19 protein-coding genes are annotated in these 21,906 nt (G+C 71.6%); 4 read left to right on the forward strand and 15 right to left on the reverse strand.

Annotation, left to right across the window (positions count from 1 at the left end):
- Window positions 1–166 precede the first annotated feature (166 nt).
- Complete coding sequence (locus tag CRP49_RS39690; protein ID WP_097258231.1) at window positions 167–2,584, forward strand: polysaccharide lyase 8 family protein; 2,418 nt, start codon at window positions 167–169, stop codon at window positions 2,582–2,584.
- On the opposite strand, the gene CRP49_RS39695 is transcribed toward CRP49_RS39690, so the two are convergent.
- On the reverse strand, window positions 2,571–3,449 hold the full coding sequence (locus CRP49_RS39695; RefSeq protein WP_097258232.1) for a hypothetical protein: 879 nt from the start codon (window positions 3,447–3,449) through the stop codon (window positions 2,571–2,573). The genes CRP49_RS39690 and CRP49_RS39695 overlap by 14 nt on opposite strands.
- Window positions 3,450–3,604: 155 nt before the next feature.
- Between CRP49_RS39695 and CRP49_RS39700 the strand changes: the two genes are divergently transcribed.
- Entirely contained in the window at window positions 3,605–4,177 is a 573-nt protein-coding gene (locus tag CRP49_RS39700) for a MarR family winged helix-turn-helix transcriptional regulator (RefSeq protein ID WP_097258233.1), read from the forward strand.
- Between the two features lie 7 nt (window positions 4,178–4,184).
- On the opposite strand, the gene CRP49_RS39705 is transcribed toward CRP49_RS39700, so the two are convergent.
- The 10 genes from CRP49_RS39705 to CRP49_RS39750 all read right to left on the reverse strand — a co-directional run bounded on the left by CRP49_RS39705 (window position 4,185) and on the right by CRP49_RS39750 (window position 14,364).
- The gene (locus tag CRP49_RS39705; RefSeq protein WP_097258234.1) at window positions 4,185–4,889 is read right to left on the reverse strand and encodes a gamma-glutamyl-gamma-aminobutyrate hydrolase family protein; all 705 of its coding nucleotides are present in this window, start codon (window positions 4,887–4,889) and stop codon (window positions 4,185–4,187) included.
- A complete protein-coding gene (locus CRP49_RS39710; RefSeq protein ID WP_097258235.1) occupies window positions 4,886–6,376 on the reverse strand; it encodes an aldehyde dehydrogenase in 1,491 nt (496 codons plus the stop codon). The genes CRP49_RS39705 and CRP49_RS39710 overlap by 4 nt, the downstream gene beginning before the upstream one ends.
- Window positions 6,377–6,436: 60 nt before the next feature.
- A complete protein-coding gene (locus CRP49_RS39715) occupies window positions 6,437–7,897 on the reverse strand; it encodes an APC family permease (protein WP_373560429.1) in 1,461 nt (486 codons plus the stop codon).
- Between the two features lie 186 nt (window positions 7,898–8,083).
- Window positions 8,084–8,707 carry a TetR/AcrR family transcriptional regulator gene (locus CRP49_RS39720; protein WP_097258237.1) on the reverse strand — a complete coding sequence of 208 codons (624 nt, stop codon included), beginning with the start codon at window positions 8,705–8,707 and terminating at the stop codon, window positions 8,084–8,086.
- A 44-nt stretch (window positions 8,708–8,751) separates the two neighbouring features.
- Complete coding sequence (locus CRP49_RS39725; protein ID WP_097258238.1) at window positions 8,752–9,597, reverse strand: fumarylacetoacetate hydrolase family protein; 846 nt, start codon at window positions 9,595–9,597, stop codon at window positions 8,752–8,754.
- Window positions 9,598–9,627: 30 nt separating this feature from the next.
- Window positions 9,628–10,563 (reverse strand): 3,4-dihydroxyphenylacetate 2,3-dioxygenase, encoded by a 936-nt coding sequence (locus CRP49_RS39730; RefSeq protein ID WP_097258239.1) that lies wholly within the window; start codon window positions 10,561–10,563, stop codon window positions 9,628–9,630.
- Window positions 10,556–12,016 carry an aldehyde dehydrogenase gene (locus CRP49_RS39735; RefSeq protein ID WP_097258240.1) on the reverse strand — a complete coding sequence of 487 codons (1,461 nt, stop codon included), beginning with the start codon at window positions 12,014–12,016 and terminating at the stop codon, window positions 10,556–10,558. The genes CRP49_RS39730 and CRP49_RS39735 overlap by 8 nt, the downstream gene beginning before the upstream one ends.
- A 124-nt stretch (window positions 12,017–12,140) precedes the next feature.
- Window positions 12,141–12,953 (reverse strand): acetoacetate decarboxylase family protein, encoded by an 813-nt coding sequence (locus CRP49_RS39740; RefSeq protein ID WP_097258241.1) that lies wholly within the window; start codon window positions 12,951–12,953, stop codon window positions 12,141–12,143.
- Between the two features lie 10 nt (window positions 12,954–12,963).
- On the reverse strand, window positions 12,964–14,172 hold the full coding sequence (locus CRP49_RS39745; protein ID WP_097258242.1) for an NAD(P)/FAD-dependent oxidoreductase: 1,209 nt from the start codon (window positions 14,170–14,172) through the stop codon (window positions 12,964–12,966).
- Window positions 14,173–14,175: 3 nt separating this feature from the next.
- Entirely contained in the window at window positions 14,176–14,364 is a 189-nt protein-coding gene (locus tag CRP49_RS39750; RefSeq protein WP_097258243.1) for a ferredoxin, read from the reverse strand.
- Window positions 14,365–14,734: 370 nt separating this feature from the next.
- Between CRP49_RS39750 and CRP49_RS39755 the strand changes: the two genes are divergently transcribed.
- Both CRP49_RS39755 and CRP49_RS39760 read left to right on the forward strand, forming a co-directional pair.
- The gene (locus CRP49_RS39755; protein ID WP_097258244.1) at window positions 14,735–16,084 is read left to right on the forward strand and encodes a glutamine synthetase family protein; all 1,350 of its coding nucleotides are present in this window, start codon (window positions 14,735–14,737) and stop codon (window positions 16,082–16,084) included.
- Between the two features lie 16 nt (window positions 16,085–16,100).
- Complete coding sequence (locus CRP49_RS39760; RefSeq protein ID WP_097258245.1) at window positions 16,101–17,387, forward strand: cytochrome P450; 1,287 nt, start codon at window positions 16,101–16,103, stop codon at window positions 17,385–17,387.
- Window positions 17,388–17,399: 12 nt separating this feature from the next.
- On the opposite strand, the gene CRP49_RS39765 is transcribed toward CRP49_RS39760, so the two are convergent.
- From CRP49_RS39765 to CRP49_RS39780, 4 genes are read right to left on the reverse strand one after another with little or no spacing between them, the layout of a single operon-like run.
- Window positions 17,400–18,863 carry an HAD-IA family hydrolase gene (locus CRP49_RS39765; RefSeq protein WP_097258246.1) on the reverse strand — a complete coding sequence of 488 codons (1,464 nt, stop codon included), beginning with the start codon at window positions 18,861–18,863 and terminating at the stop codon, window positions 17,400–17,402.
- A gap of 18 nt (window positions 18,864–18,881) precedes the next feature.
- Window positions 18,882–19,868 carry a hydroxyacid dehydrogenase gene (locus CRP49_RS39770; RefSeq protein ID WP_097259283.1) on the reverse strand — a complete coding sequence of 329 codons (987 nt, stop codon included), beginning with the start codon at window positions 19,866–19,868 and terminating at the stop codon, window positions 18,882–18,884.
- A 47-nt stretch (window positions 19,869–19,915) separates the two neighbouring features.
- Complete coding sequence (locus tag CRP49_RS39775; RefSeq protein ID WP_097258247.1) at window positions 19,916–20,839, reverse strand: carbohydrate ABC transporter permease; 924 nt, start codon at window positions 20,837–20,839, stop codon at window positions 19,916–19,918.
- A complete protein-coding gene (locus tag CRP49_RS39780) occupies window positions 20,836–21,804 on the reverse strand; it encodes a carbohydrate ABC transporter permease (RefSeq protein ID WP_257033794.1) in 969 nt (322 codons plus the stop codon). The genes CRP49_RS39775 and CRP49_RS39780 overlap by 4 nt, the downstream gene beginning before the upstream one ends.
- Window positions 21,805–21,906 lie beyond the last annotated feature (102 nt).

A 21,906-nucleotide genomic window follows, 5' to 3' on the forward strand; every position in this document is an offset into this window, starting at 1 on the left:
CCTGGTCTCCTTCCGTCCCGTGCGTACGGGATCCGCGGTCCCCGTGCTGAGATACGGCGCGCACGCCGGGCCCGTTCAGCCCCGCCCTCTCCCCTAAACGCTCGAAACGCTCAACTCAGTAAGAAGCATTGAGCGTTTGATCGAGTGCATGCTAGAAACCGCCGTCATGACGACTCCTTGGTCACGCCGTGGTTTCCTGACCGCTTCCGCAGGCACCGCTGTCGCCCTGGGGCTCGGCACCCGGGCTTTCGCGGCCTCGGACGAGTTCGCGACGCTGCGTGCGAAGTGGCGCACCCTGATCCTCGGCGAGGGCTTCGACCCGGCCGCCGAACCGTTCGCGTCCCGGCTCGCCGACCTGGGGGCCACCGCGCGCGGGCTGCTCGCCACGCTGGCCCCGGCCACCGGCTCGCTCTGGCCCGACCTGGTGTACGCCGACCCGGACCCGGACACCGACCAGGAGTCCTACGGCTACTCGGGCAACATGAACACCAGTTACACCCGCCTGAACACGCTCGCCCAGGCCTACTGCCGGCCCGGCACCGGCCTGACCGGCGACACCGGTCTGCGGGACGCGATCCTGACCGGCCTCGACCATCTCCACGACGACGTCTACAACGCCGGCCAGGCTCGGTACGGCAACTGGTACAGCTGGCAGATCGGCGCCCCGCAGGCGCTGCTCGACGTCTGTGTGCTGCTGTACGACGCCCTGTCGGCGGCGCAGCTCGCGAACTACCTCGCCGCGGTGGACCACTTCGTGCCCGACTCGGCGGTGGCGAGCTACAGCGGGACCAGCACCGGAGCCAACCGGGTCGACCTGTGCCGGGTGCTGGCGCTGCGCGGCGTCGTCGGCGCGAGCGCGGCCAAGGTGGCCCTGGCCCGGGACGCCCTCTCCCCCGTCTTCCCGTACGTCACCTCGGGCGACGGCCTGTACGCGGACGGGTCGTTCGTCCAGCACACCACCGTGCCCTACACAGGTTCGTACGGCTCGGTGCTGCTCGGCGGCCTCGGTCTGCTGTTCGCGCTGCTGGCGGGTTCGAGCTGGGCGGTGACGGACCCGAACCGGCAGATCGTGTTCGACGCGGTGGAGCACGCGTGGGCGCCGTTCCTCTACAACGGCCTGGTGATGGACGGTGTTTCGGGCCGGGCGATCAGCCGGGGGCTGTCGGCGTCGGACCCGAAGCAGGTCCAGCAGGACGACCATCTGCGCGGCCACCCGATCCTCGCCTCGATCGTCCTGCTCGGGCAGGGCGCGAGCGCGGCGGAGAACGCGCGCTGGCGCGGCCTGGTGAAGGGCTGGACGCAACGCGACTACTACAGTGCGCCGCTGAACGACCCGGTGCTCGGCCTGCCGCAGCTGGCCCGGCTCAAGGGAGTTCAGGACGACACGTCGGTGACCGCGGTCGCCGAGCCCACCGGGCACCGGCTGTTCCCGTCCATGGCGCGGGCCACGCACCGCAGGCCCGGGTGGGCGGCCGCGCTGAGCATGGCCGACCGCCGGATCACCTACTACGAGACGGGCAACGGCGAGAACCTGCGCGGCTGGCACACCGGTTCGGGGATGCTCTACTGGTGGGGCGACACGTTCGCCAACGGCCAGTACAGCGACGCCTTCTGGCCGACCGTCGACCCCTACCGGCTGCCCGGTACGACCGTCTCCCGCAAGGCGCTGGCGGACGCGGCGGGCGGGGACTGGGGTGCCTCGCTGCCGGACGTGAACTGGGTGGGCGGTGCCACGGACGGGGAGCGGGCCGCGGTCGGGCAGTACCTGAAGGGGCTGCAGTCCACGCTGCTGGCGAAGAAGTCGTGGTTCTTCCTGGACGACACGGTCGTCTGCCTGGGCGCGGGCATCAAGTGCACGGACGGCACGGCCGTGGAGACGACGGTCGAGAACCGCAACCTCGGCCCCACCGGCGGCGCCCCGTTCACGGTGGACGGGACGGTCAAGCCCGCGGCGTACCCGTGGTCCGAGACGCTCACGGGCGCGAAGTGGGCGCACATCGGCGGGCACGGCGGTTATGTCTTCCCGGGCGGGGCGACGGTGCGGGCGCTGCGTGAGGCCCGGGACGGCAGCTGGAGCACGATCAACAAGGGCGGCTCGACGACCGTCCTGAACCGCAGGTACCTGACCTTGTACGTCGACCACGGCACGGACCCGGTGAACGCGTCGTACGCCTACCTCCTGCTGCCGGGCGCGACCGCCGCCCGTACGCAGGCGCGGGCCGCCGACACCGGGTGGCTGACCGTCCTCGCCAACACCGACAGCCGGCAGGGCGTGACCGTTCCCTCGCTCGGCTTCACCGGCGTGAACTTCTGGTTCGGCGGATCGGTCGGAACGCTCACCGCGAGCGATCCGTGCTGCGTGATGATCACCGAGAAGGCCGACGGTACGGCGGTGATCGCGGTGAGCGATCCGATGCGCATGCGCACGAGTCTCACGCTGACCTGGCGGCGGCCGGTCGCCTCGGTCACCTCGGCGCCGGCCACGGTCATCTCGGCGGCGACCGGCTCCGCGCTGACCCTGACCTTCGGGGACCTGACCGCGACGGCGGGCGCGACGCAGCGGATCACCGTCAGGCTGGGATGAGCGTCTCCCGCGCCTCCTGCGTCCCCTGGGCCGCGTGGACGAACCGGCTCAGGGACGCCGTCAGCGCGGTGACGAAGGCGTCCCGGTCCTCCTCCGGGAGGGCGTCCAGGGACAGGTAGGGGTTGAGGTCCTCCAGCTCGACCAGCAGCAGCTCGCCGTCCGGTGCGCGGCAGGCGTCGACGCGCTGGATGCCGTGGTCGAGGCCGTTCCAGTCGATGAAGTGGCGGGCGAACTCCAGGTCGGCGGCGGTGGCGGCATACGGCCGCAGCTCCCAGCGGCGCTCCGGGTCGGGTGCGTACAGGGCGTACTGGAAGTCGTCGTCGACGAAGTAGAAGGACACCTCGTAGGCGAAGTCGACGCACGGCTGGATGAGGACGGTGCCGTCGGCGAGGCCGGCGAGCCCCGCGAGACCGTCGGCGGGGAGGATCCGCAGGCCGAGGGAGTCGGCGCCGGCCTTGGGCTTGACCACGTAGCGCTCGGCCGCGGGCAGCTGGTGCAGGTCCTCGGCCCGGTCGACGGTGGGGATGACCGGGAAGCCCGCCGCGCTCAGGTCGAGCAGGTACTGCTTGCCGGCCATGTCGGCCTTGCCGCTGAGCGGGTTGTACACCCGCGCCCCGCTGCCGAGCGCACGCGCGCGGAAGGCGTCGTACTCCTTCTGGTAGCCGAGGACGGGTCCGCTGTTGCGGATGACGACCGCGTCGTAGGCGTCCATGAGCGCGGCCGCGTCCAGCGGATGGCACAGGGCGAGGTCGAAGTGCTCACGCAGCCGCGAGGTCAGGAAGACGTCCTCGTCGCCGTAGCGGCGCCCGCGGGCCGGGTACGCCAGGTCGGTGACGTAGAGGACGCGGGGGCGGGCGGCGGACATGGGGATCTCCTCGGGCAGCTGGGGTGCAGAAAGGTTACGTCGAGGGGTGGACGCTCCCTTCCCCGGCCCGGTTCTCCGTACAATTTGAGGCCGAACGATCTCCCATGGCCGAAACCCGGCCGTGGGTGTCCCGCGCAGCGACCCGAGGAGCGCCCGTGCCCGGCCAGCGATCCATCACCGAAGCCGAACGGCTCGCGTCGGCGAAGCTCGGCGGCGTCCCGATCCGCCGGGAGCAGATGGCGGCCGTGGCCAACATCTACCGGGCCGCCTCCGCGGTGCGGCAGCACCTGGAGAACTCGGTGCTGCGCGGCTCGGACCTGACCTGGACGGCGTTCGTCGTGCTGTGGGTGGTGTGGGTCTGGGGCGAGTCGGAGACCCGGCACGTGGCGGAGGAGGCCGGGATCTCCAAGGGCACGCTCACCGGCGTGGCGCGCACCCTGGAGTCGCGCGGGCTGATCACCCGGGCCGGGCATCCGGACGACGGGCGGCTGGTGCTGCTGAGCCTCACCGACAAGGGCGAGGAGCTGATGCGGCGGGTGTTCCCGGAGTTCAACGAGGAGGAGGCGTTCGTCACCGCGGGCCTGAGCGACGCCGAGTGCCGCAGCCTCGCGGAGGGGCTGCGGCGGGTCGTCCTCCAGGTGGAGGAGCACGGTGAGGAGCGTCGCCGGGAGCTGCTCGGCGGGGCCGAGCCGGCGCCCCGCCGCAGTGGGCGGCGCGCCAGGAACTGACCTGCGGTCAGCTGCTCCGTCGCGCGGCGGCGACCAGGGCGTCGAACAGGCCCTGCTGGGCGGGGTCTTCGTGCGCGGTGTCCTCGGGGTGCCACTGTACGGCGGTGAACCAGCCCCGGGCGCCCGGGAGTTCGAGTCCCTCGACGGTGCCGTCGGCGGCGGTGGCCGTGACGGTCAGGCCGTGGCCCAGGCGGTCGACGCGCTGGTGGTGGTAGCAGGAGGCGTCCGCCTTCTCGGCGCCGGTGGCCCGTTCGAGCAGGGTGCCGCGCCGGATCCGTACCGGGTGCACGAGGTGCCGGTGTTCGTGTTCCGGGCCGCCCATGTCCTGTTCCAGGCTGCCGCCGAGGGCCACGTTGACGACCTGCAGTCCCCGGCAGACGGCCAGCAGGGGCAGGCCCGCGTCGAGGGCGTGGCGGGCGACCTGCAGGTCGAAGGTGTCCTGGAGGTCGTCGACGTCGTAGACGCTGTCGTGGGCGGTGGCGGCGCCGTAGCGGTGCGGGGCGAGGTCGCCGCCGCCGGGGAGCAGGACGCCGTCGAAGCGGGCGAGCCGGGCGGCGACGTCGCTCTCGGCGGGGTGGATGCTCGCGGGTTCGCCGCCGGCCCGCCAGACGGCCTCGATCAGGGCGCGGGCGTTGACCTCGGCTGCGTAGCGCAGGGCGGAGGTGGTGGCGGAGAAGCGGGCGGGGACGGCGATCAGCGGGCGGGGCGTCACAGCTGGATCCAGGTCGTCTTGAGCTCGGTGTACTTCTCCAGGGCGTGCACGGACTTGTCGCGGCCGTTGCCGGACTGCTTCATACCGCCGAAGGGGACGGTCAGGTCGCCCTCCTCGTAGCAGTTGACCCACACCGTGCCGGCCTTGAGCGCGCGGGAGACCTGGTGGGCGGTGGACAGGTCGGAGGTCCACAGGCCGGCGGCGAGGCCGTACTCGGTGGCGTTGGCGAGCCGCACCGCCTCGTCGAGGTCGTCGAAGGCGAGGACGGAGAGCACCGGGCCGAAGATCTCCTCGCGGGCCAGCCGCATCCCGGGGTCGACCCGGTCGAAGACGGTGGGGCTGAGGTAGCTGCCGCCCGTGTCGGCGAGGGTACGGGCGCCGCCGGTGCGCAGGCGGGCGCCCTCGGCGCCGGCGGTGGCGACGTGGTCGAGGACGCGGTCCAGGTGGGCCTCGCCGACGAGGGCGCCCATCTCGGTGGCGGGGTCGAGCGGGTCGCCGACGCGGAGTTCACGGGCCCTGTCCACTACGGCCTCGGTGACGCGCTCGGCGATCGAGGAGTGCACGAGGAGCCGGGAGGGCGCGGTGCACATCTCGCCCTGGTTGAAGAAGATGCCCCAGGCGGCGGTGGCGGCCGCGCGGTCGAGGTCGGGGGCGTCGGGCAGGATGATGTTGGGTGATTTGCCGCCGAGTTCGAGCCAGACCCGCTTGAGGTTGGAGTCGGCGGAGTAGCGCAGGAAGTGGCGGCCGACGGCGGTGGAGCCGGTGAAGGCGAGGACGTCGACGTCCGGGTGCAGGCCGATCGCGCGGCCGGCGGTGGGGCCGTCGCCGGTGACGACGTTGAGCACGCCCGGCGGCAGTCCGGCCTCGGTGCCGATCCGGCCGAGCAGCAGCGCGGACAGCGGGGAGGACTCGGACGGCTTCAGGACGACCGTGCAGCCGGCCGCGAGGGCCGGGGCGACTTTCCAACTCGCCAGGGTGAGCGGGAAGTTCCAGGGGACGACGGCGCCGACCACGCCCGCCGGTTCGCGCGTGACGAGGGCGAGGGCGTCGGGGGCGGTGTGCGGGGACTCGTCGGTGAGCTTGTCGGCCAGCTGGCCGTACCAGCGGAAGGTGTTGATCGCGGCGCGCAGTTCGATGGCGTACGCGTCGGTGATCGGCTTGCCCATCTCCAGGGTGACGGTGAGGGCGAGCTTCTCCCGTTGTTCTTCGAGGAGTTCGGCGATGCGGAGCAGCACGCGGCCGCGTTCGGCGGGCGCCAGGCGCGGCCAGGGGCCCGAGTCGAAGGCGCGGCGTGCGGCGGCGACGGCGTGGTCGACCTCGGCCTGCCGCGCGTCGGGGACTTCGGTGAGGGTCTGTCCGTCGCGGGGCGAGACGACGGCGAAGGTCGTCCCTCCCCCGGGTTCGTCGGTCCCGTCGATGTGGTGCAGCGCGGGCAGGTCGAGAGTCTTGGCCCGGCGCAGCAGTTCGTCATGGGTGACGTCCAGCATGGTGGTCCTGTCCAGGGTAGGGGGCCCGGCCCCTGACGGAGCCGGGCCTGGCGGGGTGCGTCAGCCGGCCTCGGCGGTCCGGGCGTGGACCACGCGCGCGGTCGCGACGCCCAGCAGCAGCACGGCGGGGACGGCTGCGACGAGCCAGGTGGCGGTGGTCGCGTCGCCGCCGATGAGGGTGGTGAAGTTCGCGAGGACCACCCAGATCACGGCGGCGATGCCGAGTGCGCCGAGGGTCGGGGCGATCAGGGTGTTCCAGCGCCGGGTGTCGAGGCGCTCACGGCGGAAGAAGACGATCACGGAGATCGAGGTCAGGAAGTACAGGAGCATGCAGGCGAGGACGCCGACGCCGCTGAGCCAGGAGAAGAGGGTGAGGACCGGGTCCTTGCCGGCGAGGGCGAAGGGGATCACCAGCAGCACCGCGATCGCCGTCTGCACGATGCCGGCCGCCCACGGCGAGTGGCGCTTGTTGAGCGAGCGCAGCCGGCGGGGCAGCAGGCCCTCGCGGCTGAGGGAGAACAGGTAGCGGTTGGCGGAGTTGTGGAAGGCGAGGATGCCGGCGAACAGGGAGGTGCCCAGCAGGACGGGAAGCACGTCGCCTGCCCAGCCGCCGAACAGGTGCGCGATCGGTGCGAAGACGAACACGGTGGCGTCGCCGCCCTCCAGGGCCTTGCCCGCGGCTCCGGTGACCTTCGTGGCGCCGTACGAGGAGACGAGCATCCAGGAGGTGAAGGCGAAGAAGCCGGTGACCACGGCGACCGACAGGTAGGTCGCCCGGGGCACCGTCCTGTGCGGCTGGCGGGCCTCCTCGCCGTAGATCGCGGTGGCCTCGAAGCCGAACATGGACGCGACGGCGAACATCAGCGCCACGCCCGGGGCGCCCTGGAGGACGGCGCTCGGGGAGAAGGTGTCGGCGACGCCGAGGCCCTCGGGGCCGCCGCCCCTGAAGAGGGTGACGAGGGCGAAGGCGAGCAGGATGCTGAACTCGGCCAGCACGAACACGGCGAGCACCTTGGCGCCGATCTCGATGCCGGCGGCGCCCAGCGCCTGGACGACGACCATGGTCACCAGGGCCCACACCCACCAGGCGAGGTGCACGCCGGCGTAGTGCTCGACGAGGCCGGCGACCGTGAAGCCGTACAGGCCGTACATCGCGGCCTGGACCGTACAGTAGGCGAAGAGGGCCACCGCGGCGCTGCCGCTGCCGGTGGTCCGGCCGAGGCCCTTGCCGATGTAGGTGTAGAACGCGCCCGCGTTCACCACGTGCCGGCCCATGGCCACGAACCCCACCGAGAACAGCAGGATGACCGCGCCGGCGACGGCGTAGGCGGCCGGGGCCCCGGGGCCGTTGCCGACCGCGACGGCGATCGGGACGGCACCCGCGATACCGGTGAGCGGCGCCTGGGCGGAGAGGACGAAGAAGAGGATGCCCAGGACTCCCAGGGCGTTGCGCTTGAGGGTTCCTGCGGGCTGTGGGGCCTCTCCGGCCCGGGGTGCTGCGTCGACCGTCTGACTGTCCACTCGGATCACCTGCTGAGGAGGGGAGGGAGGTTTTGTTTTGAGCCAAACGAGTTGCCTCATGGTGGGCCGGAACTATCCATCTGGCAAGGGGTACGGGTGGGGAATTTACGGTCCGGAAACCGCCTGTGGGATCGCACGAGAAACCCCCCGCCGCAAGCGCGACGGGGGGGTCCCTGGCGGGCACGCTCAGTCGCGGTCCGGGGGCCGCTCGCCCAGGTCGCGCAGGAGGGACCGCAGCTCGGCGAGGCAGGCCTCGGTGTCGCCGCGGTCGGCGATCCCGGTCAGCTGGTGCAGGACGAGACCGTCCAGGGCGGCGAAGACCAGCCGGTTGAAGGTCGGGCTCACCCCGGGCGGCAGTATCCGGTCCAGCTCGCGGTGCGAGGCACCGAAGTACTCGTCGTACAGCTCGCGCACCTGCGGCAGCAGCTCGGGGCGGCGGCGGGCCTCCAGCAGCAGCTCGTACTGGTACGCCTGTCCGTCCGCGTCCTCCTCCACCATGTCCGTGAGACCGGCGACGAAGTCCTCGGGGCGGCCGGTGCCGGGTTCCAGGAGGCTGCTGCTGAGGCTGGTGCGGATCGCGTAGGCCAGGGACTCCTCGATCAGCGCGTCCCGGGAGCCGAAGTGGTGCACGACCAGACCGTGGGTGACGCCCGCCTCCTCGGCGACGGCCCGGTAGGTCAGGTGGCGCAGCCCCCGGGCCCCGACGACCCGCACGGCGGCCCTGAGCAGCGCCTCGCGGCCCTCGCCGTAGCCGAGCCGCTTGCGGGAGGACTGGCGGCGGTCCTGCGAGGTCTCGGCGGGTTCGGTCATGGCCGTGACCCTACCCGCCGCTCGTGCCGCGCAGGGTCCGCGGTTCACCGCCGCGGCGGCCGCACGCCGCGGAACTCCCAGTCGCCGCCCAGCGCGGTGGACAGCACCTCCTCGGACTCGGTGGGCTGCGCGCCGACGTCGGTGCGGATCGGGGTGGGTCCGGTGACGATGTGGTTGGTGAGCCGGCCGAGGCCCTCCACCTCCACCTCCACGACGTCGCCGGGCCGGACCGGCCGCGAGTTGGCCGGGGTGCCGGAGAGCAGCACGTCCCCCGGGTACAGGGTGATCGTGCGGGCGATGTCGGCGACGAGGTAGTGCATGTCCCACTTCATCTCGTCGGTCGAACCGTCCTGGACGACCTCGCCGTTGACGTACGTCCGCAGCCGTTTGCCGTGGAAGTCCCAGTCGGTGACCAGGCCCGGGCCGAGCGGGCACAGGGTGTCGGAGCCCTTGACCCGGAGCATGGAGCCCGCGTCGGTGTCGCGGAAGTCGTGCAGGCCGTAGTCGTTGGCGATCGTGTAGCCCGCGATGTACTCCCCCGCCTCGGCGGGCGCGATGTTACGGGCGGTCCTCCCGATCACGATGGCGACCTCGCCCTCGTAGTTGAGCCATTTGCAGCCCTCGGGGCGGACGATCGCGCCCTGGTGGGAGTTGAGGGACGAGGTCGGCTTGTGGAAGTAGGTCGGCGTGTCCGGCAGGTCGATCCGGAACTCCTCCACCCGGCTGCGGTGGTTGAGGTGGACGGCGACGACCTTGGAGGGGACCACCGGAGGCAGGTGCCGGGCGTCCTCGATCTTGACGCGGCGGCCGTCACCGGCGACGAGTTCGTCGCCGTCTACGGTGACCTGGACGGCGGCGCCGTCGAGGAGGATACGGCGGTATTCGGGCATGTCGGTTCTCCTGGATGCGGCTGTTCGGGGTTAGACGCGGCTGTGCGGGGTGCGCGGGGACGGTGCGGCGGGCAGGCCGGTGCCGGTCCAGCCGCCGGCCGGGCGGTCGAACCACAGGTGCACCTGGCCGGTGCCGACGGAGTTCTCGTACGCGCCGTACTGGCGGGCCCTGGCGACGCAGGCCTGTTCGCCGAGGGCGCCGGCCATCATCAGGTAGTGGAAGAACTTCGCCTCGGGCTTGAACCTCCAGAACTCGTCCATGGTGTCGAGGACCTTGTCGTGGCGGCCCTCCTTGAACCAGGCGATGCGCTCCTCGTCGGCCGCGCGGGCCTCGGGCGTGAAGATGTGCACCGGGTCGCTGGCCTCGTGGTCGCGCAGCTCGCGCAGCGGCCAGAAGGTGTGCGAGAGCGCACCGGAGGCGATGATCAGCACCCGGCGCCCCGGGGTGGCGGCGATGCCGTCGGCGAGGGCGCGCCCGAGGCGCAGGTGGTCCTCCATGTCACCGGTCTGGCAGACGCCGATGGTCACCCACCGCTTGTCCGGCAGCCCCTCGCCGAGGAACTTCCAGAGGTTGATGGTGGCGTAGTAGATCGGCAGGTACTCGTCGTCGATCGGCGTGATCCACGTGCCGTGCTTGTCGGCGAACTGCGCGATGTTGTGGGCGAGTTCGGGGTCACCGGGAAAGTCGTACGGCATCCGGCACATGCCGCGCGGCAGCTCCTCGGAGGTGAACAGGCCGGCCCGCCGCTGCTGGGCGGTGACGACGAACTCGACGGTGGTCGCCCAGTGGGAGTCGAGGACGACGACGGTGTCGTAGTCGTCCCGGTCGAAGACGTCCTTGCGGAGCTGTTCGAGGCCGGTGACGAGGGTGATCTCCTTGCCCTGGTTCAGCTCCAGCCGGTCGGCCTCCGGCAGCACGATGGTGGGGACGTGGGCGAGCAGCCCCGCCCCGACGATCTCACCCATGGTCCTTCCATCCCTTCGGGGCGGTGACGGTGTTCTTCAGGTCGCAGTAGAAGTCGAAGCTCCAGGTACCGCCCTCCCGTCCGACACCCGAGAGGCGGGAGCCGCCGAAGGGTGCCTGGAGGTCGCGAACGAAGAAGCAGTTGACCCAGACGGTGCCGGCGACGAGCTGCGCGGTGACGCGCTCGGAGCGCGCGCGGTCGCCCGTGGCGACGGTGGCGGCGAGACCGAAGCGCGTGTCATTGGCGAGGCGGACGGCTTCTTCTTCGGTGCTGAAGGTCTGGAGGGTCAGGACGGGCCCGAAGACCTCCTCCTGCACGATCTCCGAGTCCTGGGCGACGTCGGTGAGGAGCGTCGGCGCGTAGTACTGGCCCTCCTTGCGGTGACCGCCGATGACCGCGCGGGCCCCGGCCGCCACCGCCCGCTGCACGAAGCCGTCGATCTTGTCGAGCTGGCGGGGGTGGATGTTCGGGCCGATGTCGGTGGCCTCGTCCCGCGGGTCGCCCTGCGTGAGCGTGGCCGCCTTCTCGACGAAACGGTGCGTGAACTCCTCGGCGATCGACTCCTCGACGAGGAAGCGGGTGGCGGCGAGGCACACCTGCCCGGCGTTGTCGTACTGCTCGACGGCCAGGTCGACGGCCAGGTCCAGGTCGGCGTCCGCGAACACCAACAGCGGTGACTTCCCGCCGAGTTCGAGGCTGAGCGGGGTGAGGTTGACGGCCGCCGACTCCGCGATGCGCTTGGCCGTGGGCACGGAGCCCGTGAAGCTGATCCGGCGCACGTCCGGGTGCGAGGTGAGCGCGTCGCCGATCTCGGCGCCGTACCCCTGCACGACGTTCAGCACTCCGGCGGGCAGCCCCGCCTCGGCGGCGATGTCGGCGAGCAGCGAGGCGGTCAGCGGTGACCACTCGGCGGGCTTCAGGACCACGGTGTCACCGGCGGCGAGGGCCGGGGCGACCTTCCAGGTGGCCAGCATCAGCGGGGCGTTCCACGGCGTGATCAGCACGCACGGGCCGGCCGGGTCCCAGCTGACGTGGTTGCTGTGCCCCCGCGTCTCGAAGTCCTCGTGGCCGAGCTGGAGCAGCCAGTCGGCGAAGAACCGGAAGTTGTGGGCCACCCGGGGCATGACGCCCCGGCGGTGGGAGCGGAGCAGGGCGCCGTTGTCGGTGGTCTCGACGATGGCCAGCTCTTCGATCCGCTTCTCGACGCCGTCGGCGATGGCGTGCAGGACACGGGCGCGCTCGGCACGGGGAGTGGCGGCCCAGCCGGGGAAGGCGGCCTTGGCTGCGGCGACGGCGGCGGCGGCTTCGGCGGGGCCGCCGCGGGCGATCTCGCCGAGGGCGGCTCCGTCGATGGGCGAGTGGTCGGTGAAGGTGTCACTGGAGGCGACGCGTTGGCCGCCGATCCAGTGCCGGGTGTCGACGGTGACTCCGGCGACGGTGATTTTGTCGGACATGAGCAAGGGTTCCAATCTGGACGCAGGGAAGGGCAACTCACCTAGGGGCGCGGGGCTGTATCGATATGCGGCTCCGCCGCGTGGGCGCGAGCAACCACAACGCACCCGCAGCCGACCACCGGCCCTACTCGGCAGACGCCCCCGACGTGCCGGATTCGAGTAGCCGCCCGCCGTCCCACACCACCCCGACCTGCCGGTAGTACGCAGCGATCGGCTCCCGAATCTCCAGCCGAGCCAACTCCTCCGTCGGCGCCTCGAACAGCTCCAACTCCGCATCCCCGACCCACGGTTGCCCACCCTCGAAGGAGGCGGCCCCCGACTCGATCAACTCGTCCAGCGCAAGCCCCTTCCCCTTCTCGACAGAGGGCAGCCAGCGATGATGAGCCATGGGATGCCCGTTGACGAACCCGTTCGTCCCCGACGGCTCCCGCAAAGTCACCACAGCCTGAGCCAACCGCCGATCAGCGGCAGCGAGGGTCGCCCCGAACCGCGCCCCCGCCTCGATCCGCGGAGCGGGCCCGTACGGATGCGGCCGCGTCTGGTGAATGGACCCGAGCTTCTTCGGATACCCCTGGTGCAGCCCCCGCGCGATCGCGAAGTCCTTGTCCACCCAGATGTACACGCACCGCGAGTACATCTGCCCCCGGTACTTGCACCGGACGACCGCGAAGGCCTCCTTGTACTGCGACAGCACGGGATCGAGCAGCTCCGAGCCCGACTGGGAGCAGGACTGCCAGTCGGCCCAGATCAGGGCGACGGCACCCGGGTCCTCGTCCGCCAACTCCAGTGGCTCGGGCAGCAGTTCACGTACTCGCGAGGGATCCGTGCGGTATTCGACGGTGAGCAGGTCCCCGGAGTAGCGCCAGGGGGGCGAGGGGATGAGCGACGAGGTCCCCGTCGCCGTCTTGGGGTGGAAGTAACCGCGGACACTGGTCACTTGAGGCTCCTTACACGGTGAGGGCGGGCTGCTTCAGCAGTTCGGCGCGGTAGCGGGCGGCGGCGGAGGCGACACCCGGGCCGCCGAGGGCGACGACGCCGACCAGGCGGCCGCCGGCGTGGTAGCCGGCGAGGACGTCCCCGTCGACCTCGCCGTCGAGGACCCGGACGTCGGCGAGGCCGAGCGCGGGGGCGCCGAAGGACTGCAGCCGGAAGTCGTGCTGGTCGCTCCAGAAGGTCGGCAGCGGCGCGAACGGAGCGTGTTCCGTCTCGCCGCCGACGAGATGGGCGACGAGGGCCTTCGCGGCCTGCTTGGCGGTGTCCGTGGGGATGGACCAGTGCTCGACCCGGCGGGGTACGCCGTCGTAGCGGGCGTTCGGGAAGCGGGCGACGTCACCGACGGCCACGACCTCCGGCCGGCCCCCGACCCGCAGCAGTTCGTCCGTGAGGACACCATCGGTCAGGTCGAGGCCGTTCCCGTCGAGCCACTCGGTATTGGCGATCGAACCGACCGATTCGACCACCACGTCCGCCGGTACGACCGAACCGTCGTCCAGCACCACGCCGGTGACCGTTCGATCGCCCTCGAAGCCCTGGACACCGGTGCCGAGCCGGAACCGTACGCCTCGCTCCTCGTGCCGCTTGAGCAGCGCCCGGGCGAGCAGCTCGCCGAGCGGGCCGACCATGGGCAGGGGCAGCGGATCGACGACGGTCACCTCGGCGACGCCGAGTCCGACGGCGGTGGCGGCGACCTCGCAGCCGATGAACCCGGCGCCGACGACGACCACCCGGGCGCCGGGCCGGGTCAGCGCTTCGCGCAGGCCCTGGGCGTCGGGGAGGGTGCGGACCGTGTGGCGGCCGGCGAGCGGGCCGGGGCAGCGCAGCCGGCGGGGCCGCATGCCGGTGGCGACGACCAGACCGTCGTACGGGAGCGCCTCGCCGCCGTCGAGCTGCACGGTCCGTTCGTCGAGCCGGGCCGCGACGGCCGTGCGGCCGAGGCGCCACTCCACGTCGGCGACGCTCGCCCGGGGGCGGAAGGCCAGCGACTCGAAGGGCGCCCTGCCCGCGAGGACCTCCTTGGAGAGCGGTGGGCGGTTGTACGGCATGTGGGGCTCGTCCCCGACGAGGGTGATCGCCCCGGTCCAGCCCGCCGTACGCAGCTGTTCGGCGGCGCGCAGGCCGGCCATGGAGGCGCCGGCGACGACGATGCGACCGCTCATGGGTCAGTCCTCGATCCGGATGGCCTGGAGCGGGCAGACGTCGGCGGCTTCCTCGACCTCGTCGCGCAGGGCGTCGTCGGGGTCGCTGACGTAGGCGAGGTGCCCGTCGGTGTCGAGCTGGAAGACGTCGGGTGCCGCGAAGACGCACTGGCCGTGGTCCTGGCACTTGTTCATGTCGACGACGACCTTCATGGCCGGTCCTCCTGAGGGTGAGGGCGTCGAAGCGGAGTGAAGGGGGAGAAGTGGGGCCCGTCCGGCTCAGGAAGGGCCCCGGCCAACGGGGTGCGGTGACCGCGCCCCGAACTCGTTTGGCTTCAAACAAGGTAGGCAGGCGCCACCCTCTGGTCAATAGCTATCCGGATGGATAAATTCTTGTCGCGGAAACCTTGCGGTACGGCACCACGCTCCCTACCGTTTGGCTTCAAACAACATGCCCCGGGGCTGCCCGGGAGCCGCCCCGTACGGGCCTCTCCCCCGCCGCACCCCGGCCCTCTCTGCCACGCCACCCGCCTCCCGGACAACACGTCCCGGAGGTGCCCGACGTCCGCCCCAGGAGACAACGGTGAGCGCTCATGACATCCAGGAAGTCCGCCGCCACATGGACCGGCTCGCCGCCGGCGGCATCGACGTCGTCCGGGTGACCTATCCCGATCTGATCGGCACCGACCGGGCGCGCGACGTCCTGCTGGAGGAGCTGCCCCGGGCCGTGGAGCACGGGCTGGCCTTCTGCCGGGCCGTCTACCACACCAGCCCGCAGGGGGACGTGGTCCCGGTCAGCGGCGGCCTGGACGCGGGGCTGCCCGACATCGCCGTACGACCGGACCTCGACACCCTGACCGCGCTCCCCTGGGAGCCCGGCGTCGCGACCTGTCTCGCGGAGATCGTCGACCCGGCCACCGGCTCCGCGGCGCCCGAATCGCCCCGCGACCTGCTGCGCACGGTCCTGGAGCGGTGCCGGGAGCACGGGCTGCGCCCGGTCGTCGGACCGGAGCTGGAGTACTACCTGTGCGAGCCGGACCCCGCCGGCGGCTGGCGCCGCTACGCCCGTGACCCCGGCGTCGTCTACACCGCCGGGCTGCGCGCCGACCCCGACAACCACCTGCTGCGCACCCTGCGCCAGGTGCGCGATCTGAACATCGGGGTGATCAGCGGAAACCACGAGTTCGACGGTGGTCAGTTCGAGATCAATCTGATCCATTCGGACGCCCTGTCGGCAGCCGACCGTTCCTTCCGTTTCAAGGCCGCGATCAAGGAGCTGGCCCGCCGGGAGGGCAGGCTGGCCACGTTCATGGCCAAACCGTTCAACGACTCCGGCGGCTCCGGCTTCCACCTGCACCTGTCCTGCGACGACACCGACGGCCGCAACGCCTTCGACGACCCCTCGGGGGCGTACGGCCTGTCCGCCACCGCCCGCCACGCCGTGGCCGGTGTCCTCGCCCACGCCCCGGCGCTCGCGGCGCTGCTCAACCCCACGGTGAACTCGTACAAGCGCTTCGGCCCGGACACCCTCGCCCCCTGGCTGATCGACTGGGGGCTGGACAACCGCAGCGCCATGGTCCGCATCCCGCCGGAGCGCGGCAGCGGAGCCCGCCTGGAGCTGCGGCTGGGCGACGCGAGCGCCAACCCGTACCTCGCGATCGCCGGCACGATCGCCGCCGCCCTGCTGGGTGTCCTGGCCGGCGAGGAGCCCCCCGCCCCGCTGGAGGGCTACGGCTACGACACCGCCAGGTCGGCCCTGCTGCCGACGACCCTGTCCGCCGCCCTGGACGCGCTGGAGGCGGACACCGCCCTGGCCGAGATCCTCGGCAAGGACTTCACCACGTCCTTCCTCACCTACAAGCGCAACGAGGTCGAGCGCTTCCAACGGTTCGTCACCGACTGGGAGTTCACCGAGTACGCCTACCACCTGTGACCCCGAGGAGCCACCTGTGACCACCGAGACCCCGACCGCCGCCGCGAGCGAGCCGCTGCCCCTGGCGGACGTCGACCTCGCCGACCTCGACAACTTCACCGACGGCATCACCCCGTGGCGGATGTTCCACACGCTGCGCCACGAGGACCCGGTGCACTGGCAGCCGGAGGAGGCGCCCAACTCCGGATTCTGGGCGGTCACCCGGCATGCCGACATCGCCCGGGTCGACCGGGACGCGGAGACGTTCACCTCGACCCGGTTCGTCAACCTCGAAGAGGTCGACGACGACCAGATCAAGAAGCGGGCCTCCATCCTGGAGCTGGACGGCGTACGGCACCGGGCCCTGCGCAGCCTGATCCAGCGGCAGTTCGGCGCGAGCGTGATCAACAGCTACTCCGACTTCCTGCGCGGTCTGACGGCGAAGACCCTGGACGCGGCACTCGCCAAGGGCAGCTTCGACTTCGTCGCGGACGTCTCCGCCGACTTCCCCATCAACGTGCTGGCCCGCCTGCTGGACGTGCCGCCGGAGGACAACCAGCAGCTCATCGACTGGGGCAACCGCATCATCGGCAACACCGACCCCGACTACGCGGACGTCCTGCTGCACAGCGAGGAGAGCGAGAAGTACCGCGACCTGCCGTTCCGTTCCCCGGCGTCGCTCGAAGTCTTCGAGTACGGGCGCGAGTTGGCCCGGCAGCGCCGCGGCAAGGACGGTACCGACCTGGTGTCGAAGCTCGTCAACACCACCCCGCGCGACGGTGTCCCGCTCTCCGCGCAGGACTTCGACAACTACTTCCTGCTCCTGGTGGTGGCCGGCAACGAGACGACCCGGCACACCATCACCCACTCCATGCTGGCCCTGCTCCAGCACCCCGAGCAGCTCGCCCGCCTCCAGGAGGATCCGTCCCTGATCCCCACGGCCGTCGAGGAGTTCCTGCGCTGGGCCTCCCCCGTCTACCACTTCCGCCGTACCGCGACCCGTGACGTCGAGCTGGGCGGCAAGCGGATCAGGGAGGGCGACAAGGTCGTCATGTGGTACGCCTCCGGCAACCGCGACGAGGAGGTCTTCGGCAACCCGTACGACTTCGACGTGGCCCGCGAGAACAACGAGCACGTCACCTTCGGCAAGGGCAGCCCGCACCTGTGCCTGGGCAACCTGCTCGCCCGCACCGAGATCCGGATCATGTTCGAGGAGCTGATCCCGCGCCTCGCCGGCATCCGGCTGACCGGTGAAGTCCCGCGTGTGCGCTCGAACTTCGTCAACGGCATCAAGAAGCTGCCGGTGGAGGTCACCCTGGCCTGAGCCCGGGAGGCCTCAGAGCCCCGCCGCCCACAGCTCCTTCCGGTCGATCCCCGTAAGGCCCCGGCGCACCGTGCGCCGGGGCCCTTTCCCGATCGGCGCGTACGACGGGACGGCGAGCACTCTGCAGCCGGCCGCCTCGGCCGCCGCGACCCCGGCGGGCGAGTCCTCGACCGCGAGACAGGCGGCGGGGTCCACGCCGAGGGCCCGGGCGGCGGCGAGGTAGGGGTCGGCGGCCGGCTTGGTGCGAGGCGTCTCGCCCTCGGCGAGGGTCGTACGGAACCTGTCGGCGCCCAGCACCTTGAGGGCGGCGTCCACCACGGGCCGCGCGGACGCCGAGACCAGCGCCATGGGGAGGTCCAACTCCTGGAGCAGGTCCAGGAGTTCGAGGGCGCCCGGGAGCGGGGTGGCCTCCCGTTGGACGGCTTCCAGGAACCGTGCGTCGAGGTCGGCCGCGAGTTCCTGCGGGTCGGCGCCGGTCAGGCGGTGCAGGTGCCGGGCGGTGTCCGCGGTGGAGCGGCCGAGGACGTCGAAGAGGTCGTCGACGCCGATCCCGGGCGCAGCCTCCCGCACCGTGCGCAGCCACAGCGACTCGGTGTCCACCAGCGTGCCGTCCATGTCGAGGAGTACGGCGTGCGGCTCGGCCGCGAAGGGACGGCCGTCCAGGGTCCAGTGCCGGTCGGGGTGGCGGCCCACGGCGGCGAAGACCTGGGCGGCGACGTCGGCTTGCCGAACCCGCGGGGGTGCCTTGCCGATGCCGGGGCCCGCTGCCGCCAGCCAGGCCGTGCGCTCCTCGGCGGAGCGGCCGCCGTGGCCGCCCGCGTCGACGTGACCGTGGTCGGTGACCACCAGGTACGTCCACTGTTCGTCGGCGTACGTGCGGCGCGAGCGTACGGCTTCCAGCAGGCGGCCCACGCGGGTGTCGGCGCGGTGGACCGACGTCTCGTACGCCTCCCCGCAGCCGAGGACGTGCGCGGTCTCGTCGGGAGCGCCGAGGTAGACGAAGGACGCCTCGGCATCGTCCTCGGCGAGGACGTGCGCGGCGGCCTCGGTGATCCGCTCGTCGCACTCCTCCCATGCCTCGGGGGTGTCGGCTGCCGGAGCGATGTACGTGCTCCGGGACGGCGCCCGGAAGAGGGGCCCGCCGTCGCGCGGCTGCAGCAGGGGCCGCCAGCCGGCGGCGACGAAGGTCCGCCGGCCGTCGTGGTGGTCGAGGCGGGTGGCGAAGTCGGGGAAGACGTCGAGGCGGTGGCCGCTGAGGTCGTTGCTCCACACCCCGTGCTTGGCGGGGCCCACCCCGGTGACGATCGTCGCCCAGCAGGGACCGGACAGGGTGGGTGTGTCGTCGCCGACCTGGACCGGCGTGAGGAATCCGTCGGCGGCGAGCGCGTCGAGGTGCGGGGTGGGCCGGCGGTGCAGTACGTCGAGACGTACGCCGTCGATGCCGACGACGAGGACGCGGCGAGCGGCGACGGGCATGGCGCTCCTTACGATCGGTCAGGCGGACCGGGACAGTTCGTCCGGCCCCACTCCATAAGCGAACGGCAGGCCCTGCGCGTAACGCGCCACCTCGTCCGTGGCCCAGTCGGCCATGCGGCCCAGCTCGTTGCCGAGGGAGCCGGCGATGTGCGGGGTCAGCAGCACGTTCGGCAGGGTGTACAGGGGTGAGTCGGCGGGCGGTACATCCGGTTCGGTGACGTCGAGGACGGCGTGGATGCGGCCGGAGACGAGGTGCCGGGTGAGGGCTTCGGTGTCGACGAGAGAGCCGCGCGCGGTGTTGATGAGCGTGGCGCCGTCCCGCAGCAGGGCGAGCCTGCGGGCGTCGAACATGTGGCGGGTCTCGGGGAGCTGGGGGGCGTGGATGGTGACCACGTCACTGCGCCGGGCGAGTTCGTCGAGGCCGGCCGGTTCCGCGCCGAGGGCACGGGCCCCGGCCGGGTCGAGGTAGGGGTCGTGGAGCAGGACGTGCAGGTCGAGCGGGCTGAGGAGTTCGATGACCCGGCGGCCGATGCGGGAGGCGCCCACGACGCCCACGGTGCGGTGGTAGTTGCCGTAGCCGTCGAAGTACGGGAGCAGGCTGGGCTGTCTGCGGGTGCGGGCGTAGCCGTGGGCGATGTCCAGGACGCGTTTGTTGGCGAACAGGATGGCGGCGAGGGTGAATTCGGCGACCGGGCGGGCGTTGGCGGCGGCCGCCGAGGACACGGTGATGCCGCGCTTCCAGACGGCGTCGGTGACGTGGTGCTTGACGGAGCCCGCCGCGTGGACGACGGCCCGCAGGCGGGGCATGCGGTGCAGCGCGTCCTCGGTGAGCGGCGGCGCGCCCCAGTGGGTGTAGAGCACCTCGACGTGGGCGAGCCGGTGGGCGTCGGCCGGGCTCGCGTCGGTGATCGTCGTGATCGTTGTGCTCGTGTCGACGCGGGCGACCGTGTGGAGGCGGTCGAGGATGCCGTCGGCGAGGAGGGAGCGGTGGATGTCGGCGCCCATGGCGAGGACGGTGCGCGGACCGCGGCGGGTCTGGGTCACGGCCACCCTCACTTCACCGCGCCGGCGGTCAGGCCGGAGCGCCAGAAGCGCTGCAGGCAGACGAAGGCGACGATCAGCGGGAGCACTGCGACCAGGGAGCCGGTGATCACGAGCGAGTAGTACTCGGGTTGCTGCTGGGTGACGCTGTTCCACATGAACAGGCCCAGATTGACCGGGTAGAGGTGTTCGTCGTTGAGCATGACGAGCGCGCCGAAGAAGTTGTTCCAGCTGGCCGTGAAGGAGAACAGGAAGATCGTCATGAAGCCGGGGGCGAGCATGGGCAGCGCGATCCGGGCGAACGTACGCAGTTCGCCTGCGCCGTCGACGCGGGCGGCCTCCAGGACCTCTCCGGGCACGTATCCCTCGGAGAAGACGCGGGCCAGGTAGACGCCGAAGGGGTTGACCAGGGCGGGCAGCAGCAGCGCCCAGTAGGTGTTGACGATGCCGGCCTTGCTGGCGAGCAGGTACATGGGCAGCTGGATGACGGTGCTGGGGACGAGGACGCCGCCGAGAACCAGCCCGAACAGCTTCTCCTTGCCCCTGAAGTCGTACTTGTCGAAGGCGTAGCCGGTGGCCACGCAGATCAGGGTGGAGGCGGCGGAGCCGACGACGGAGTACAGGACGCTGTTGCCGAACCAGCGCAGGTAGATGCCGTCGTTGACGGTGAACAGGTGCCGCAGGTTGGCGAGGAGGTCGAAGTCGCCGAGGGTGAAGCCGGAGGTGGCGAAGAGATCGCGGTGGTTCTTGGTGGCGGCGATGAGCAGCCAGCTGACCGGCATCAGGGTGTAGCAGACGGCGAGGATCAGCAGGCCGTTGACGACGCCCTTGGAGAGCAGGGCGTGCGCGGGGGTGCGGCGGCGGGCCGTCGCCTGCGGGCGGGTGTCCGTGGACGGCTGCGCGGGTGCGGGGGTGGAGTGGGTGAGGGTGCTCATGCCGCCGCCTTCCAGCGGTTGCCGATCCGGGTGACGACGAGGGAGAGGGCGACGCCGAGCGCGGCGAGCAGCAGGGAGGCGGCCGCGGCCAGGCCGTAGTCGTGCTGCACGAATCCCGCCTTCCAGATGAACAGGGTCGGCGACCACTCGGTGTCGATCGAGGGTGCTCCGCGCTGGTTGAGCAGCTTGGGTTCGGTGAAGAGCTGGATCGCGCCGACGCAGGTGAACAGGACGGTGATGACGATCGCGGAGGCGATCATCGGGATCTTGATGCGCAGGGCGGTGCGCAGGGCGCCGGCTCCGTCCACGACGGCCGCTTCGATCACTTCGCGCGGTACGGCCTGCAGGGCGGCGTAGAAGATGACCATGTTGTAGCCGGTCCACTGCCAGGCGGACAGGTTGACCATGGAGAGCAGGACGTGATCGTTCGCGTAGAAGTCCCAGCTGCCGCCGGTCGCTGAGATCCAGTCGAGCACGGGGCTCAGGCCCGGCGTGTAGAGGTAGATCCAGATGATCGAGGCGATCAGTCCGGGGATCGCGTGCGGCAGGAAGAGCGCGAGCTGGAAGAAACGTTTCGCACGGGCGAGGGCGGAGTCGACGAGCAGTGCGAGGGCCAGGGAGCCGCCGATCATCACCGGGATGTACAGGGCGCAGTAGAGCGCGATGTGCGCGAAGGAGGCGCGGAATCCTGGGTCGGAGAGGGCGGCGGTGTAGTTGGCGAGTCCGGCGAAGACGCGTCGGGTGCCGCCGAAGCCGAGCCCGGAGGAACGTTCCTGGAACAGGCTCATCCACAGGGCGTAGCCGATGGGCGCGACCATGACCGCACCGAACAGGACGAAGAACGGGGTGATCAGCAGGGCGGCGGCCCGGCGCTGACTGCGCCTGAGCTGCGTGGCCCCGCCGGGTCCGGCCGGGCCACGGCGAGCGTCGGGCGGACCGGCGGTTCGGGCCAGGGGTGCTGCCACGGCGGCTCCTTCGGGGTCGGGGTGGCGGGCGAGGCGGGCCGTACACAGGGGGCAGGGTGCTTCTTGGGTACCTACGGGCGCCGGAGCTGTGGCGGGTGCGAC

Origin of the sequence: Streptomyces sp. Ag109_G2-15 (genome assembly GCF_900215565.1) — a bacterium.
Lineage (GTDB): Bacteria > Actinomycetota > Actinomycetes > Streptomycetales > Streptomycetaceae > Streptomyces > Streptomyces diastatochromogenes.